The sequence below is a fragment of the Sphingomonas sp. TF3 genome (genome assembly GCF_003985085.1).
Taxonomy (GTDB): domain Bacteria; phylum Pseudomonadota; class Alphaproteobacteria; order Sphingomonadales; family Sphingomonadaceae; genus Sphingomonas.
On record NZ_RWKS01000006.1, the window covers coordinates 20,219 to 36,273 of the forward strand.

13 protein-coding genes are annotated in these 16,055 nt (G+C 65.5%); 12 read left to right on the plus strand and 1 reads right to left on the minus strand.

Annotated features, from left to right (window positions below):
- Positions 1–17 precede the first annotated feature (17 nt).
- Positions 18–290 carry an acyl carrier protein gene (locus EJC47_RS06565; protein ID WP_033962926.1) on the minus strand — a complete coding sequence of 91 codons (273 nt, stop codon included), beginning with the start codon at positions 288–290 and terminating at the stop codon, positions 18–20.
- Positions 291–405: 115 nt separating this feature from the next.
- On the opposite strand from EJC47_RS06565, the gene EJC47_RS06570 reads away from it, so the two are divergent.
- From EJC47_RS06570 to EJC47_RS06625, 12 genes are all read left to right on the plus strand, one after another.
- Positions 406–1,905, plus strand: coding sequence for an acyl-CoA ligase (AMP-forming), exosortase A system-associated (locus tag EJC47_RS06570; RefSeq protein ID WP_185867578.1), 1,500 nt, complete (start codon positions 406–408; stop codon positions 1,903–1,905).
- Positions 1,902–3,134, plus strand: coding sequence for a pyridoxal-dependent decarboxylase, exosortase A system-associated (locus EJC47_RS06575; RefSeq protein WP_126846220.1), 1,233 nt, complete (start codon positions 1,902–1,904; stop codon positions 3,132–3,134). The genes EJC47_RS06570 and EJC47_RS06575 overlap by 4 nt, the downstream gene beginning before the upstream one ends.
- Positions 3,135–3,239: 105 nt before the next feature.
- A complete protein-coding gene (locus EJC47_RS06580; protein ID WP_126846222.1) occupies positions 3,240–3,884 on the plus strand; it encodes an XrtA/PEP-CTERM system exopolysaccharide export protein in 645 nt (214 codons plus the stop codon).
- Between the two features lie 14 nt (positions 3,885–3,898).
- A complete protein-coding gene (locus EJC47_RS06585; RefSeq protein WP_126846224.1) occupies positions 3,899–5,413 on the plus strand; it encodes an XrtA system polysaccharide chain length determinant in 1,515 nt (504 codons plus the stop codon).
- On the plus strand, positions 5,410–6,363 hold the full coding sequence (locus EJC47_RS06590) for an AAA family ATPase (protein ID WP_185867579.1): 954 nt from the start codon (positions 5,410–5,412) through the stop codon (positions 6,361–6,363). The genes EJC47_RS06585 and EJC47_RS06590 overlap by 4 nt, the downstream gene beginning before the upstream one ends.
- Entirely contained in the window at positions 6,360–7,976 is a 1,617-nt protein-coding gene (locus EJC47_RS06595) for a hypothetical protein (protein WP_126846226.1), read from the plus strand. The genes EJC47_RS06590 and EJC47_RS06595 overlap by 4 nt, the downstream gene beginning before the upstream one ends.
- 38 nt (positions 7,977–8,014) lie before the next feature.
- Positions 8,015–9,316 (plus strand): AAA family ATPase, encoded by a 1,302-nt coding sequence (locus EJC47_RS06600; RefSeq protein WP_126846228.1) that lies wholly within the window; start codon positions 8,015–8,017, stop codon positions 9,314–9,316.
- A gap of 4 nt (positions 9,317–9,320) precedes the next feature.
- Positions 9,321–10,175: an XrtA system polysaccharide deacetylase gene (locus EJC47_RS06605; protein ID WP_126846230.1), complete on the plus strand. Its 855-nt coding sequence runs from the start codon at positions 9,321–9,323 to the stop codon at positions 10,173–10,175.
- Positions 10,172–11,245: a FemAB family XrtA/PEP-CTERM system-associated protein gene (locus tag EJC47_RS06610; protein ID WP_126846233.1), complete on the plus strand. Its 1,074-nt coding sequence runs from the start codon at positions 10,172–10,174 to the stop codon at positions 11,243–11,245. The genes EJC47_RS06605 and EJC47_RS06610 overlap by 4 nt, the downstream gene beginning before the upstream one ends.
- Positions 11,245–12,456 carry a TIGR03087 family PEP-CTERM/XrtA system glycosyltransferase gene (locus tag EJC47_RS06615; RefSeq protein ID WP_126846235.1) on the plus strand — a complete coding sequence of 404 codons (1,212 nt, stop codon included), beginning with the start codon at positions 11,245–11,247 and terminating at the stop codon, positions 12,454–12,456. Before EJC47_RS06610 ends, EJC47_RS06615 begins: the two co-directional genes overlap by 1 nt.
- Before the next feature lie 4 nt (positions 12,457–12,460).
- Positions 12,461–14,017, plus strand: a complete 1,557-nt coding sequence (xrtA, locus tag EJC47_RS06620) for an exosortase A (protein ID WP_260591495.1) — start codon at positions 12,461–12,463, stop codon at positions 14,015–14,017.
- The gene (locus EJC47_RS06625; protein WP_126846238.1) at positions 14,017–15,909 is read left to right on the plus strand and encodes an XrtA/PEP-CTERM system amidotransferase; all 1,893 of its coding nucleotides are present in this window, start codon (positions 14,017–14,019) and stop codon (positions 15,907–15,909) included. Before xrtA ends, EJC47_RS06625 begins: the two co-directional genes overlap by 1 nt.
- Positions 15,910–16,055: the final 146 nt, after the last annotated feature.

Consider the following 16,055-nt stretch of genomic DNA (forward strand, 5'->3'; position numbering starts at 1 on the left):
CGGCGCTCATCGGCTGGCTATCGCCGGATCTTGGCGGCGACGAACCGGACCAGTGCGCCGAAACTCTCCAGCATTTCGCCATCGACTTCGTCATCCTCGATCAGGATCCCGAGCCGCTCCTCGATTTCGGTCAACAGCCCGGCGACCGCCATCGAATCCAGCTCGGGCATTGCGCCGAACAGGGGCGTGTCGGCGTTCAGCGTTGCCGTGCGAGCCTCGCTCAGGCCCAGCACGTCGCGCAAGGTTGCGCGGAGCGTGGCGTCGATACGATCATAGTCTTCAGAAATCACTGCGCGCCCCAATTTGTGGGTTATGGTGCGTTGCGATAGTGACTGGGGGGCAAGATGCCAAGTGTGCCCCGCCGCCAGCCTCTTCACAGCCCGGCGGTGGCGGCTATCAAGGGGCATGATCGCGCTCGACCCCTTCCCATATCCAATCGATACGTTGCCGTTGCGGGGCAGCGCGGGCGACCCAGCGCTTGTCGACCGACAGGGAACTCTGGATTTCGCCGGGCTGGAGCGGCTTGTCGGTCAAGTCGCGGCGTGGCTGGCGGGTCAGGGATATGCGCCGGGAGCGCGCGTGGCGAGCTGGTTGCCCAAGACGCGGTTTGCCTGCGTGCTGCCGATGGCGGCCCCGCGCGCGGGGCTGGTGCATGTGCCGATCAACCCGATGCTCAAGCGCGCGCAGGTCGCGCATATTCTGGCGGATAGCGGCGCGGTCGCGCTGGTGACCCAGATCGGGCGGAGCGCGACACTGGAACAGGATGATATTTCAGAGAATTGCGAGGTTATTCTCGAAGAAAATGTAAGTCTCGATGCGGTACTATCGGCCAGCAACGGCGATCCGGACACACTGGCGGCGATCCTTTATACCTCGGGATCGACCGGGCGGCCGAAGGGCGTGATGCTTAGCCACGCCAATCTGTGGTTGGGCGCGATCAGCGTCGCGCAGTATCTGAAGCTGGCCCCTGCCGACCGCGTGCTCGGCGTGCTGCCGCTCAGTTTCGATTATGGACAGAACCAGCTCTTTTCGACCTGGGCGGCGGGTGCGAGCTACGTGCCGCTCGACTATCTGGTCGCCAAAGACGTCGTGAAGGCAGTCGATCGCTTTGCACCCACGACACTGGCAGGGGTTCCGCCTTTGTGGGTGCAATTGCTGGAGATTGAGTGGCCACAAAGCACGGCAAATCATTTGAAACGTTTGACGAATTCTGGCGGCGCGTTGACCGCTCCGCTCGTCCACGGGTTGCGCGCGCGCTTTCCGCAGGCGGACCTGTATCCAATGTACGGGCTGACCGAGGCGTTTCGCTCCACCTATTTATCGCCCGAATTGGTGGACGCGCATCCCGATTCGATCGGGCGGGCGATCCCTTTTGCCGAGATCATGGTCGTGCGGCCTGATGGCAGCCCGGCAGCCGCGGGGGAGCCGGGCGAGCTCGTCCATGCCGGGCCACTCGTCGCGCAAGGGTATTGGCACGATGCCCAGCGGACCGCCGAGCGCTTCCGTCCCGCACCGGCATGGGCGCAATCGGGCGGGCTGGCGGTCTGGTCGGGCGATACGGTGGTGCGCGATGAAGACGGCCTGCTTCGCTTTGTCGGACGCGAGGACGAGATGATCAAAAGCGCGGGCAACCGCATCAGCCCGACCGAAATCGAGGAAGCGGTGGTGGCGGGCGGCGAAACGGCGGAGGCGGTGGCGCTGGGCGTGCCGGATGCACGGCTTGGGCAGGCGATCGTCGTAGTCGCGCGTGGAGACGGCACGCACGAGGCCGCCCTGCGCGCGCGGCTGCGGCGCGATTTGCCGAGTTTCCAGCAGCCGACACGCTATGAATGGCGCGCCGAGCTGCCACGCAATGCGAATGGCAAACTCGACCGCGCGGCGCTGAAAGCGGAGATGACGTCATGAAGCCGATGGGCACGATTCCGCGGGATTTCCAGGTCAATCCGCTGCAGATTGGCGGACGGGATGCGGCGCATTGGGCTGCTGTCGCCGGAGACACGCCGCTGTTCGTGTACGACATGGCGGTGGTGCGGGACCGCATTGCGCGGTTTCGCGCGGCCTTTTCCTCGGTCGACCTGCATTATGCGATCAAGGCCAATCCCTTCGCCCCGCTGCTTGCCGCCATGGCACCGCTGGTCGATGGCCTCGATGTCGCCTCGGGAGGGGAGTTGGCGCTGGCGCTGGCGGTGAAGCCGGGCGCACGCATCAGCTTCGCAGGACCGGGCAAGCGTGATGACGAACTGGTATTCGCGATCCGCTCCGGCGTAACGATCAATCTCGAATCTGCGGGCGAAGCGGCGCGCGCGCTGGCGATTGGCGAACGGCACGGGCTTACGCCGCGACTCGCGATCCGGGTGAACCCGGAGCTCGAATTGCGGGGGTCGGGAATGCGGATGGGCGGGCGCGCCTCGCCTTTCGGTATCGACGCCGACCGCGCCGCCGCCGTGGCTAGGCACGTGATCGATGCCGGGGCGGACTGGCGGGGTTTCCACATCTTCGCCGGATCGCAGGCGCTCGATCCGCAGGCGATCATCGAAACGCAGGCCGAAACGCTGGCGCTGGCGGGTAGACTGGCCGACGCGGTGGGCGTGATGCCACCGCTGGTCAATCTCGGCGGCGGCTTTGGCATTCCCTATTTCCCGGGCGAAGTGCCGCTGGAGGTTGGGATCATCGGAAACGCCCTTGCCGAGGGGCTGGAAAACCGTGCGCCAGGCCTGAAAGACACCCGCTTCGCGATCGAACTGGGCCGCTGGCTGGTTGGCGAAGCGGGCGTGTATCTGACACGCGTTGTCGACCGTAAGGAGAGCCGAGGCGAGACCTTCCTCGTCACGGATGGCGGCATGAACCATCAATTGGCGGCCTCCGGCAATCTCGGGACGGTGGTAAAGCGCAATTATCCCGTCACCATCGCCACCGCCGCGCCAAATGCGCCGACCGAAACCGTCAGTGTCGTCGGCCCGCTATGCACCCCGCTTGACCGGTTGGCGGACCGCGTCACGCTGCCGGTCGCCGATGTCGGCGATCTGGTCGCAGTGTTCATGGCGGGCGCTTATGGACTGTCGGCCAGCCCGTTTGCGTTTCTTGGGCACACCCAGCCGCACGAGCTGCTGGTGGGCCAAAGCGAGCATTCCTAACGCAATTTTCACCTCTTTCGTCTCATAGCGGCACGATAGCCGTGAACCTGCCACCGCGACGTCAGACGTGACGTTATCGGCAGCACCTCGCGGCGGGAGGTTTGCATGGCGCGGTTTTACAGGTCTTTTCGAGGTTTGCTCGGTGTCGGCGTTGCTGCGTTGACGCTCGGCTCGTGTGCCAGCGGGGGGCGTCCCGAACTGCCCCAGGCGTCGTTCGTCGCCACGCAGGAGCAGCCGGGGGAAGAATATGTCATCGGCCCCCTCGACCAGCTCAGCATCTTCGTATGGCGCAACCCCGAACTGTCGGCAAAGGTCCAGGTGCGGCCCGATGGCCGGATCACTACGCCCCTGATCAGCGACATGCCGGCGGTCGGCAAGACGCCGCGGATGCTCGCCGACGATATGAAGATTGCGCTGGGCGAATATATCAAGGATCCGATCGTCTCGGTCATCGTCGAGAATTTCTCGGGTACGTTCAGCCAGCAAGTGCGGATCGTCGGCGCGACCGCGAAGCCCGCCTCGATCCCGTACCGCGCCAACATGACGCTGCTCGACGCGATGATCTCGGTCGGCGGTCTCAGCGAATATGCGGCGGGTAACCGCGCGAAGCTGGTCCGCTACAATCGCGAAACGGGCAAGCAGGTCGAATATAACATCAAGCTGTCGAGCTTGCTCAAGGATGGCGACAGCCGCGCCAACGTCCGGCTTGAGCCGGGGGATGTGATCATCATCCCGCAGAGCATGTTCTGAGCACGGACCGGCGGATGAACGGCTTGCTCGATGAAATACGGGTCGCGCTCCATACGATCTGGATGCGCCGGTGGATCGCGCTGGCGGTTGCCTGGGGCATCGCTGTGCTCGGCTGGGCGGTGGTCGCGCAAATCCCCAACAGCTATGAATCGCGCGCCCGCGTGTCGGTGCAGATGAACACGATCCTGCCCAACGCGGTCGGCATCACCCCTGCCGACCAGCAGAAGGACATGGACATGATCCGCCAGACGCTGACCAGTGCGGTCAGTCTGGAGAAGGTGGTACGCGGCACTGACCTTGCGAATACGGTGAAGACCGATCGCGACGTGGCCGATCGCGTCGCCGGCCTGGCCAAGGCGATCAAAATCACCGCGCAGCAGGACAATCTGTTCGAAATCGTCGCGACCGGCTCCAGCCCCAAGGTTACCCGGCAAGTCGTGCAGAAGCTGATCGACCTGTTTGTCGAACAGAATCTGTCGGGCGACCGTGACGAGACGAGCACGAGCCTCAAATTCCTCGATGCCCAGCTCGAGCAGCGCCAGAAGCAACTCGCCGATGCCGATGCAAAGCGCGCCGATTTCCAGAACCACTATCTCGGCAGCTTGCCGGGTAGCGGATCGCTGACCGATCGTATGGGGGCTGCCCGGACCGCGATGGCGCAAGTCGAGAGCGACCTTGCCGCTGCGCAATCCAGCCTGGCGGCGGTGAACGGCCAGATGGCGGGCGTTCCCGCCAGCGTCGCCGGGGCCGCAAGTGCGGCGGGTGTCGGCCCGGCGCGGGCGCGGCTCAATGCGATCCAGGGCCAGCTCGCCGATGTGCGCGCGCGGGGCTATACCGAAAACCATCCCGACGTGATCGCGCTGCGCAGCCAATTGGCCGCAGCGCAAGCGGCGGCGCGCGGCGAACCCGTATCGGCTGGGGCCGCGTCCGCCACCAATCCGGCGTATCTTTCGTTGCGGTCGATTCAGGCGGACAAGCAGGCCCAGGTTGCCGCGCTGAACGCACGCAGGGCGCAACTCCAGCGCGATCTCGATACGATCACCGCAAAGCTCGCCGGGGATCCCGGCGTCGCCGCGCAGCAATCCAAGATCGACAATGATTATCAGGTGCTGAAGGACGGCTATGCCAAGCTGCTGGCCGATCGCGAAGCGATCAAGCTGCGCGGACAAGCGCAAAGCCAGACCGATTCGATCAAGTTCAGCGTCATCGATCCGCCAACGGCACCACGCGTTCCGACTGCGCCGAACCGGCCCCTGCTGCTGACCGGCGTGCTGATCGCAGCGCTTGGCGGCGGCGTGGCGGCGGCGTTTGTGCTCGGGCAGTTGAAGACCACCTTCGCCACCGCCGCCCGGCTCGAAAAGGCAACCGGAATGCCCGTGCTCGGCTCGATTGGCGAGATGGTCACGGCGGCGCAGACGGCCGCGCGGCGGCGGATGTTGCTCTATTATGGCGGCGGTGTTGCCGGGCTTGGCGTGGCCTATGTGGCGCTGCTGGGCGTGGAAATGCTGCAGCGGGGGTTGGCGGCATGAGCGACCTGACGCCCCGCAAAGTTCGCCCGTCGCTGCTGGAACGCGCTGCTGCGACCTATGATTTCAAGGCGGATGCACGCGCGCCCTATGCTTTGCCAGCGGCCGATCATCCGATCCCGGCGATCGGTGCCGCAGAGCCGCGCGCCGATCTGCCCCCTGCGCAGCCAAAGCCCGCGCGACCGGTTGCGCCGCAGGGGCATCTTGCGGGTGCCGCCACGATCAACCGCGTCCTGTTGGCCGAGCGCGGCTTGCTCGTGCCCGGGGCCGCAGTCGGGGCGCTGGCGGAGGAGTTCCGCCTGGTAAAGCGGCAATTGCTGGCGACCGCGCGCAGCGTGAGCAAGAGCGATGCCGAGCTTTCGCGCCTGATGCTGGTCAGTTCGGCGCGGCCGAATGACGGTAAAACCTATTGCGCGGTCAACCTCGCGCTTTCGCTGGCGGCCGAGCGCGACCTCGAAGTGCTGCTGATCGATGCCGACTTCGCCAAGCCCGATGTGATGGCGCAATTCGGCCTCGCCGAACAGGCGGGGCTGCTGGATGCGCTCGCCGACCCGAGCATCGATGTCGAAGCCTGTGTCGTGCGGACGGATATTCCCCATCTGAGCTTGCTGCCGTGTGGCACGCGAACGCCCGCTGATACCGAACTCGTCGCCAGCGCGCGCACCGGAACGTTGATCACGCAACTGCTCACCGCCGATCCAAAACGCCTGCTGATCTTCGATTCTCCGCCCGTGCTCGCGGCATCGCCGGCAAGCGTGCTGGCGGCGCAGGTCGGGCAGATCATGCTCGTCGTCCGGGCCGACCGCACCAGCGAAAGCGATCTGCGCGAGGCTATAAACCTGCTCGATTCGTGCGAGCATATTCAGCTTCTGCTCAACGCCGTGGCGCTGACGCCCGGCGGACGCCGCTTTGGCGATTATTATGGATATGGCCAGGAAGAGGACGCCCTATGACGCGCCCGATCTCAACTTTGTCCCGTGCGCTCGGCGCAGGGATCATTGCCGTGCTTTCGACCGCACCCGCGCATGCGGAAGAGCGCAAGCGCTCGATCACGCCCTATATCGAAATCGGGCAAGTCGTAACCGCTGACCTCAAGAATGACGATGTGCTGACCTATTCGACGGTCGCCGCAGGGGTTGATGCGTCGGTCCAGACCCAGCGCACGCAACTCCAGGTGAGCTACCGCTACGAGCGGCGCTTTTCGTACAGCAAGAAGGTCGGCGACGACGATGTGCATAGCGGCCTGGCACGGGCGAGCGTGCGTGTCGCGCCCGGCGTGACGCTGGAGGGCGGTGCGATTGCCACGCGAGTCCGCTCCGACATTCGCGGTGCTGCTCCGGGGAATCTGGCCGGGAATGTCGACAATATCAGCCAGGTCTATTCGGCCTATGTCGGCCCGACCGTCGCCAGCCATGTCGGCCCGGTCGGTGTAGCGGCAAGCTATCGCTTCGGTTTCACCAAGGCGGAAGCGCCAGGGGCGACCGGCGTTGCCCCGGGCAGCCCGAAGCTCGACGTGTTCGACACCTCGCAGAGCCATGTCTTTAACGCGAGCGCTGGCGTGAAGGCGGGGGCGGTGCTGCCGGTCGGCGTCAATGTTTCGGCGGGCTATGAGCGCGATACCGCAGGGCAGCTCGACCAGAAATATGAAAGCAAGGTGGCGCGGGGCGATCTCGTCCTGCCGGTTCTGCCCACGCTCGCGGTGACGGGCGGGGCAGGCTATGAAAAGATCACGGTCAGCCAGCAGGATCCTTTGCGGGATGCGAATGGGGTGCCGGTCACCGACAGCCGCGGCCGCTTCCAGACCGATCCCGCATCGCCGACACGCATCGCCTATCAGACCGACGGATTGATCTATGATGCTGGCGTCATCTGGCGGCCAAGCCCGCGCACCACGCTGCAGGCGCGGGCCGGACGGCGCTATGGCGGGATGACCTATACCGGCTCGTTCAGCTATGCCGCTTCGCAGGCGATCGGCATCCAGATCGGCGTGTACGACAGCGTGGACACGTTCGGACGGCAATTGCGCGAGGGAATCTCCAACTTGCCGACCAGCTTCATCGATCAACGCGACGCCTTTGCGCAGCAATTCAGCGGCTGCACCTTTGGCACGAGCAGCGCCGCGGCGGGCGGATGCCTGAATGGCGTGTTCCAGTCGATCTCGACTGCGGCCTATCGGGCGCGCGGTGTCGATGCGGTCATTGCGGCCAAGCGTGGACCGCTCAGCTTCGGGGTTGGCGCGGGCTATGCCCAGCGGCGCTTTTACGCGCCTAGCGGCACCGGCTTCAGCATCGACGGCGTAACCGACGACAGCTATTACGCCCAGGCCTATGTGAGTGCCCCGATCAATCGCAATTCGGGTGTGAGCGGCAATATCTTCGCCAATTATTACGAAAGCGGTATCTCGGCGGCTCCAGGTGTCTTCAGCACCGGGGCGACCGCTTTATACTATCACAACTTCGGTCGTATCGCGACCACCGCGTCGGCTGGCCTCTATTCCTTCAATCAAAAAGGGACGGAAGACCAATTGTCGGCGCAGGGACAAGTTGGGATGCGGTATCAATTCTGAAACGCATCGGCGGCTATGCCGATTGCGAGGACGACATTATGTACGACGATCATTATGGTTTGACCGGCCGCCCGTTTCAGTTGACGCCTGACCCGCGTTTCTGGTTCGATACGGCCACGCATCGCAAGGCGATGGCGTATCTGGGCTATGGTCTTGCCCAGGGCGAGGGGTTCATCGTCATCACCGGCGATGTCGGCGCGGGCAAGACCACGCTTGTCGGCCATTTGATGGATACGATCGATCCAACGCGGCTACACGTCATCAAGATCGTTTCGACGCAGATCGAAGCCGATGATTTGTTGCGGATGGTCGCAACCGGGCTCGAGGTTGACAGCACGGGGCTGACCAAGGCGCAATTGCTGGTGGCGATCGAGCGCGGGCTGCATGCGACCGCACGCGCCGGGCGACGCACCTTGCTGATCGTGGACGAAGCGCAGGCGCTCCCGGTGTCGAGCCTCGAAGAATTGCGCATGCTCTCGAATTTCCAGACCGGCGGGCACGCGCTGCTGCAGATCTTCCTGCTGGGGCAACCCGAATTTCGCGAGCGGCTGCATGGGTCTGACCGGCTTGAGCAATTGCGCCAGCGCGTGATCGCGATGCACCATCTCGATCCGATGGAGCCCGAAGAGGTCGAGCCCTATATGCGCCATCGTCTGTCGGTGGTCGGCTGGCAGGGACGCCCGCATTTTACGCCCGATGCGTTTGCCGCGCTCTATAGCGGTTCGGATGGCGTACCGCGCCGCCTGAACCAATTGGCCGGACGCGTAATGCTGTACGGCGCGATCGAACAGCTCGATACGATCGATGCGCACGCGGTGGCGGCAGTGGTGGCGGATATCGCAGGCGACATGCCGGGGGTGAAGCCGATCGTTGTGCCGGAGCCGCCTGCGGCTGCGCCGGTGGCTCCGGTGATTGAGATGCCCGCGCCGGAGGAGCCCACCCCGGAGATGCCCGCGCCGGAGGAGCCCACCCCGGAGGTGCCCGCGCCGGAGGAGCCCGTTGCCAGCCCCCCGCCGCTGGATGAGCCCGTTCCCGAGGCACGCCCGCTTCCGATCTTAAACGCCCAACCCACAGCGGATCCGCGCCCGATCCGTGCACTGCGAGAGGAGGCGGCGGAGGTCGCCGCACCGCAACCGGCCGCTGTTGCACCGGAGCCGGTGGTTGCAGACGCACCCGAGCCTGCGCTCCCCACCGATGCCGATCTTGTGGCCCGCGTCGCGATGCTTGAGGCGCGGGTTGATGAGCAGGATGTCGCGCTTCGCCGCGTTCTCAAGCTGTTGGTCGACTGGGCCGAGGGAGAGCATATGCCTGCCCCACATCTCCACACGTCGAGGGACTGAGCCAATGCGTCATGCCCTTTCGGTCGATGTCGAAGACTGGTTCCAGGTCGGAGCCTTTGAAGCCGTGATTGACCGTGCCGACTGGGATACGCTCCTTCCGCGCGTTGAGGGCAATACCGACGCGGTCCTCGCACTGTTTGCCGAGAGTGGGGTGAAGGCGACCTTTTTTACGCTGGGTTGGGTCGCCGCCCGCTATCCCGGGCTGATCCGCCGGATCGTCGATGCAGGTCATGAACTGGCGAGTCACGGTTGGGCGCACGACCGCGTGTTCACGATGGATGCCGCGAAATTTCGCGCCGATCTCGCCCGCGCGCGGGGCACGCTGGAAGATGCGGGTGGCGTTGCTGTCACCGGGTATCGGGCACCGAGCTTTTCCATTGATGCGCGTACGCCGTGGGCGCACTGTGTCCTGGCGGAGGAGGGCTATGCCTATTCCTCCAGCGTCGCTCCGTTGCGGCACGATCACTATGGCTGGCCGGAAGCCCCGCGTTACGCTTTTCGGCCCCTCGCCGATGCGGATCTGGTGGAACTTCCGGTGACCGTCGCCCAGTTTGGTAACCGTCGGACGGCGACCGGCGGTGGCTTCTTCCGCCTGCTGCCCGCAGCACTGACCGACCTTGCGGTGCGCCAGGTTACGGCGGCGGGGCAGCCGGCGATCTTCTACTTTCATCCGTGGGAAATCGACCCCGGCCAGCCGCGCGTCGCCAATGCTCCTTTGCGGTCCAAACTGCGTCATTACAGCCGCCTTGGGGCGATGGCTGGAAAGATACGCGGGCTGATTGCTCGGCATGACTGGGGGCGGATGGACGCCATCGTCCGCGATTTGCCCTCGGTCCACCCCCTTGGGGTGGCGGCATGACGATCCAGCCCCTGTCCCCGTTGCTCGCGCTACGATCCGTCGATTTGCAGGATGCCGACGACCGTCAGCGCGTCGACAGCTATGTGCGGAGCCATCCGCAGGGAACGCCCTTCCATCTGCCCGCGTGGAGCGTGGCAGTCGCGCAAGGGTGCGGCCAGATCAGCCATACCTTGGTTGCCGAGCGCGCCGACGGATCAATCGCGGGTCTGCTGCCGCTAACCGAAGTGCGCTCGCGGTTGTTCGGCAAGGCACTGGTGTCCAACGGGTTCGCGGTTGGCGGCGGTATCCTGGCGGATAACCCTGCGGCGGTAGCGGCGCTGGCCGATGCCGGATGGTCGCTGGCGCAGCGGTTGCACTGTCCCACTCTCGAATTGCGCGGTGGGGCAATGCCCGAGGGGCCGTGGGATTTCGACGATCACAGCTATCTCGGTTTCGTGCGACCGCTGGCGGAGAGCGACGCGGCCGAACTCGCCGCCATTCCGCGCAAGCAACGCGCCGAGGTGCGCAAGGCGCTTGAGAACGACCTTGACGTCGCGGTCGGGCGCGAGGCGGGCGACCTGCGCGCGCACTACGCGGTCTATGCGGAATCGGTCCGCAATCTGGGAACGCCGGTTTTCCCGGCGCGGCTGTTCCGCTCAGTATTGGACCAGTTCGGAGATGCCGCCGACATCGTTACAATCCGGTCCGAAGGGCGCGCGGTGGCAAGCGTCCTCAGCCTCTATTTCAATGGAACGGTCTATCCCTATTGGGGTGGTGGCACCCACGCGGCGCGGGGTTTGCGCGCGAACGACCGAATGTATTTCGCGCTTATGGCCCATGCCCGCGCGCGCGGGTGCATGCATTTCGACTTTGGGCGCTCCAAGGTCGGGACCGGCCCGGCCGCGTATAAAAAGAACTGGGGTTTCGACGGCGTCCCATTGCTGTATGGTAAACGCGCGGTGACCGGGGAGCCATCGCGCGACATCAATCCTTTGAACCCGCGCTACGCCCAAAAGGTCGCGATGTGGAAAAAGCTGCCATTGGTGGTCGCTAACCTGCTTGGACCGCACATCTCCAAAGGCCTTGGTTAATGGGTGACATTCTCTTCCTCGGGCATCGCGTGCCGTATCCGCCCGACCGGGGGGACAAGATCCGTGGCTTTCACATCCTGAAGCATCTGGCGGCGCGCAAGCGCGTGCATCTGATCGCCTTTGCCGACGACACGCGGGACATGAAGCGCAAGAGCGGCCTGTCGAAGCTGACGGGCAATCGCTCGATCATCTGGCGCTCGAAATCGCGGCTAACGTCCGCATTCCAGGCGTTGTTGGCGCGCAAGCCGGTTTCGCTGACCGCGTTTGACAACGCCTCGTTGCGCGCCGCGGTCGACAATCTGCTGTCGCGGCATTCGATTGACACGATCTACGTTTTTTCGAGCCAAATGGCGCAGTATCTTCCAGCACGGCCGCGGCAGAAGGTGGTCATGGATTTTGTCGACATGGATTCGGCGAAGTTCGATGCCTATGCCAAGGGTTCGGGCGGAATCACGCGCTGGTTCATGAAGCGCGAAGCGCGGCTGCTCTTCCAGCATGAGCGTGCGGTCGCGCAGCGTGCGGATGCCAGTCTGTTCGTCAGCGAGGCCGAAGCGCAACTGTTCCGCGACCGGACGGGAGCCGAGCGCGTCCATGTCGTGGAGAACGGCATCGACACCGAATTTTTCGATCCGACCGCGCAGTTCAAGCGGATCGACACGACCGATGCGCTGATCGTGTTTACCGGGCAAATGGACTATCGCCCCAACATCGAAGCCGTCACCTGGTTTGTAGAGACGATCCTGCCGCACATTCGCGTGCGGTTTCCGCATGCCCGCTTTGCCATTGTCGGACGCGCACCGACCGATGCGGTCAAGGCGTTGGCCAAGCAGCCGGGGGTGATCGTGACCGGGGAAGTGGCCGACGTGCGCGGTTGGATCGCCGCCGCCTCGGTCGTCGTCGCGCCGCTGAAGCTCGCGCGCGGCATCCAGAACAAAGTGCTGGAAGCGATGGCGATGGCACGTCCGGTCGTGGCCTCCAGAGCGGCAGCGGAAGGGATCGATCATGCCGGAACGATCCACATTGGCGAAACCGTCGGCGAGATTGCCGAGGAAGTCATCGCCATCTTGAACGATCCTGTGCGGGGTGCGGAGATCGGTCGCGACGCGCGGGCGCAGGTGCAGGCGCGCTATAGCTGGGAGGCGCGGCTGGCGCCGCTCGATGCGATCCTGGGGATCAGCGTGAAGGCATCCCCGCGCCGCAGCGCGGCCTGAACGCATGACGCTGCCGCTTGGGATACGTGTCCAGCCGGGACTGCTGGCCGGTGATGGATATGCAGCGCCGGGGCAGGTGTGGCGGCGGCAAACGGCGCTGCTCGGTATCGTCAGTGTCGCGATCCTCTTGCTGTTCGGCAGCGATGTCCGCGCGCTCGCGACGCTGTGGTGGACCAGCACCACCTTCGGGCATTGTCTGTTCATTGCGCCTGTAGTGGCATGGCTTGTTTGGCAACGCCGCGCCGGGCTGGCCGAGCTCACCCCCGTCGCCTGGGCACCGGGCTTGGCGCTGGTCGCGCTGGGCGGCTTTGGGTGGCTGCTGGGCGATGCCGGCGGCGTGGCGCTTGCCCGGCATCTCGGCATTGTGCTGATGTTGCAGGGCGCGGTGGTGACCTTGCTTGGGCCCAATGTCGCGCGCGCGCTGCTGTTTCCGCTGGCTTATGCGCTGTTCCTGGTGCCGTTTGGCGAAGGGCTGGAGGGGCCGCTTCAAACCGCGACGGTCGCCATCACGATGCCGCTGCTGCATCTGTTCGGCGTGCCCGCTGAGGTCGATGGCGTGCTGATCACCATCCCCAATGGCTATTTCGAAGTGGCCGAGGCGTGCTCCGGCGCGAAGTTCGTGATCGCGATGATCGCGTATGGCGTCCTCGTCGCCAATGTCTGTTTCGTGTCCTGGAGCAGGCGCGCGGTCTTCATGGTGGTGGCGCTGGTGGTGCCGGTGTTGGCGAACGGCGTCCGGGCGTTCGGGACGATCTATGCCGCCTATCTCACCTCGGTCGAGCGCGCGACCGGGTTTGACCATATCGTCTATGGCTGGCTGTTCTTCGCGGTGGTGATGGCAGCGGTGCTGGCGCTCGGCTGGCGCTGGTTTGACCGTGCGCCCGATGCCCCGCTGTTCGACCCGGCCGCGCTGCAAAGGGTGCCGCGCTACCGCCTGGATGCGCCATTGGCAGCGGTGCTGGTGCTGGCGCTGGCCGCGCTGTTCCCGGCCTGGTCGGCGGCGATTGCCGGGCGCGCGCAGACGCTGCCTGAGCGGATTGCCCTGCCTGAGGTCCCGGGCTGGCACCGCGTCGCGCTGAGCGCGCGTGCGCCGTGGGCACCCAATTATCCGGGTGCAGACCATTTTCTGTTCGGTCGCTACGGCAATGCGAAGGGCGATCAGGTCGATCTGGCGATCGCCGTTTATGGCAGTCAGCATGAGGGCAAAGAGGTGGTCGCGTTCGGCGTGGGCGCGCTGCGGGAGGATGATGTGTGGGTGCGCGTGGCCGATCTTCCCGATCTGGCGCGCGGATCGGCGATGCGTATCACCGCGCCGGGGCCGGTCGAGCGGCAAGTGGTCACCTGGTATCGCGTTGGGGATACGCTGACCTACAAGGGGCCCGTGGTGAAGCTGGAAACACTGAAGGCCAAGATGCTCGGTGGCCCGCAGCGCGCGGTCGCGGTGCATATCTCCGCTGAGGCGGTGCCGGGGCATGATCCGCGCGCGGCGATGGCAGGGTTTGTCGCGGCGCTGGGGCCGATCGAGCGGCTGGCCGATCGCAGCGCGGGAATGATCAACTGATGTGCGGGATTGCTGGTCTCTATTATCCCGCGACGCCAAAGCCGGTCGATCCCGCGCGGATCGCGGCGATGGCGGCTGCGCAGGCGCATCGCGGGCCCGACGGATCGGGCGTGTGGACCGCGCCTGGGGTGGGGCTGGGCCATCGGCGCTTGTCGATCATCGATGTCGCGGGATCGCCGCAGCCAATGGCGAGCGCCGATGGCGCGCTGACCGTCACATATAATGGCGAGATCTATAATTTCGCGGCCCTGCGCGCGGAGTTGCAGGCGCTGGGGGCGGTGTTCGTAACCGCGGGCGATACCGAGGTGCTGCTCCACGGCTGGGCGGCCTGGGGCCCGGCGCTGCTCGATCGGCTGAACGGGATGTTCGCCTTCGCGCTGCACGATGCGCGGCGGCAATGCCTGTTTCTCGCGCGCGACCGGCTCGGCGTGAAGCCGCTGCATTATGTCGAGCTGTCTGATGGCGGGCTCGCTTTTGCGTCTGAATTGAAGGGCCTGCTCGCGCATCCGCTGTTGCGGCGCGCGCCCGATCTTCGCGCGGTCGAGGATTATCTGGCGTTTGGCTATGTGCCCGACGACACCTGCCTCGTCGCGGGCGTGAAGAAGCTGCCCGCCGGGCACAGCTTGCTGATCGAGCGCGGCAAACCGGTGCCTGCGCCGTCGCGCTGGTGGGATGTGGACTTCTCCCGCCGCGCGACGGGATCGGCGAAGGCGCTTGAGGAAGAGTTGGTCGCGCTGCTGCGCGACGCGGTTACCTCGCGCATGGTGTCGGATGTGCCGCTGGGCGCGTTCCTGTCGGGCGGAGTCGATAGCTCGGCGGTGGTGGCGCTGATGGCGGAGGCGTCGCGCGGCGCGGTGCGCACTTGCACGATCGGGTTTGACGAGAACAGCCTCGACGAGCGCCGCTATGCCGATGTGATCGCCGAGCGTTTTGCCACACAACACCGCGAGCGCGTGGTCGCAGCGGACGATTTCTCGCTGATCGATACGCTGGTCCATGCCTTTGACGAACCCTTTGCCGATGCGTCAGCGCTGGCGACGTACCGGGTGTGCGAACTGGCGCGCGAGGATGTGACGGTGGCTTTGTCGGGAGACGGGGCCGACGAAGCCTTTGCCGGATACCGCCGCTACAAGTTCCAGGCAGCCGAGGAGCGCGTGCGCGCGATGGTGCCGGCGTCGATCCGCTCGAACCTGTTCGGCACGCTGGGGCGCTGGTATCCCAAGGCCGATTGGGCACCGCGCCCGCTCCGCGCCAAGACGACGCTGCTTGCGCTCGCCGAGGATGGCGCGGAGGGCTATGCCCGTTCGGTCGGGGTGACCACGCCCGCTTTACGCGCGGCGCTGTTGACCGATCACGCGCGCACCGCGCTCGGCGGGCATCGCGCCGAGGATCGTTATGTCCGCTCAATGCGCGATGCCCCGGCGCGCGATGCGCTCGACCGCGCGCAATATGCCGATTTCCAGCATTGGTTGCCCGGTGACATTCTGACCAAGGCCGACCGCACCAGTATGGCAGTCGGGCTGGAGGCGCGCGAGCCGCTGCTCGACTATCGCCTGGTCGAGTTCGCCGCCAGGCTGCCCGCCGACATGCGGTTGCGTGGCGGGCAGGGGAAGTGGCTGCTCAAAAAGGCGATGGAACGCTATTTGCCGCGCGATATCCTGTATCGCCCGAAAATGGGCTTTGTCACGCCGATCAGCGCCTGGTTTCGCGATGCGCTAGCGGATGAGGCAGCGGCGCTCGCTACGTCGCGTGTACTGGTGGGGTCGGGCTGGTTCGATCCCGGCGTGATCGCCCGACTGGCGGCTGACCATCGTGCCGGGCGAGCAGAGCATGGGCGCACGCTCTGGCAATTGGTGATGCTGGACCGCGCGATGGCGCGGCTGTTCGGCTGAGCCCACCGCGCCGGTCAATCCTCCCCGGCACGGGGAGGGGGACCATGAGCATTTAGCGAATGGTGGTGGGGGCGTGCCACAAACACTCCGCCCGGCGGAGGCCCCCTCCACCCTTTTGCCGAAGGGGCAAAAGGGTCCCCCTCCCC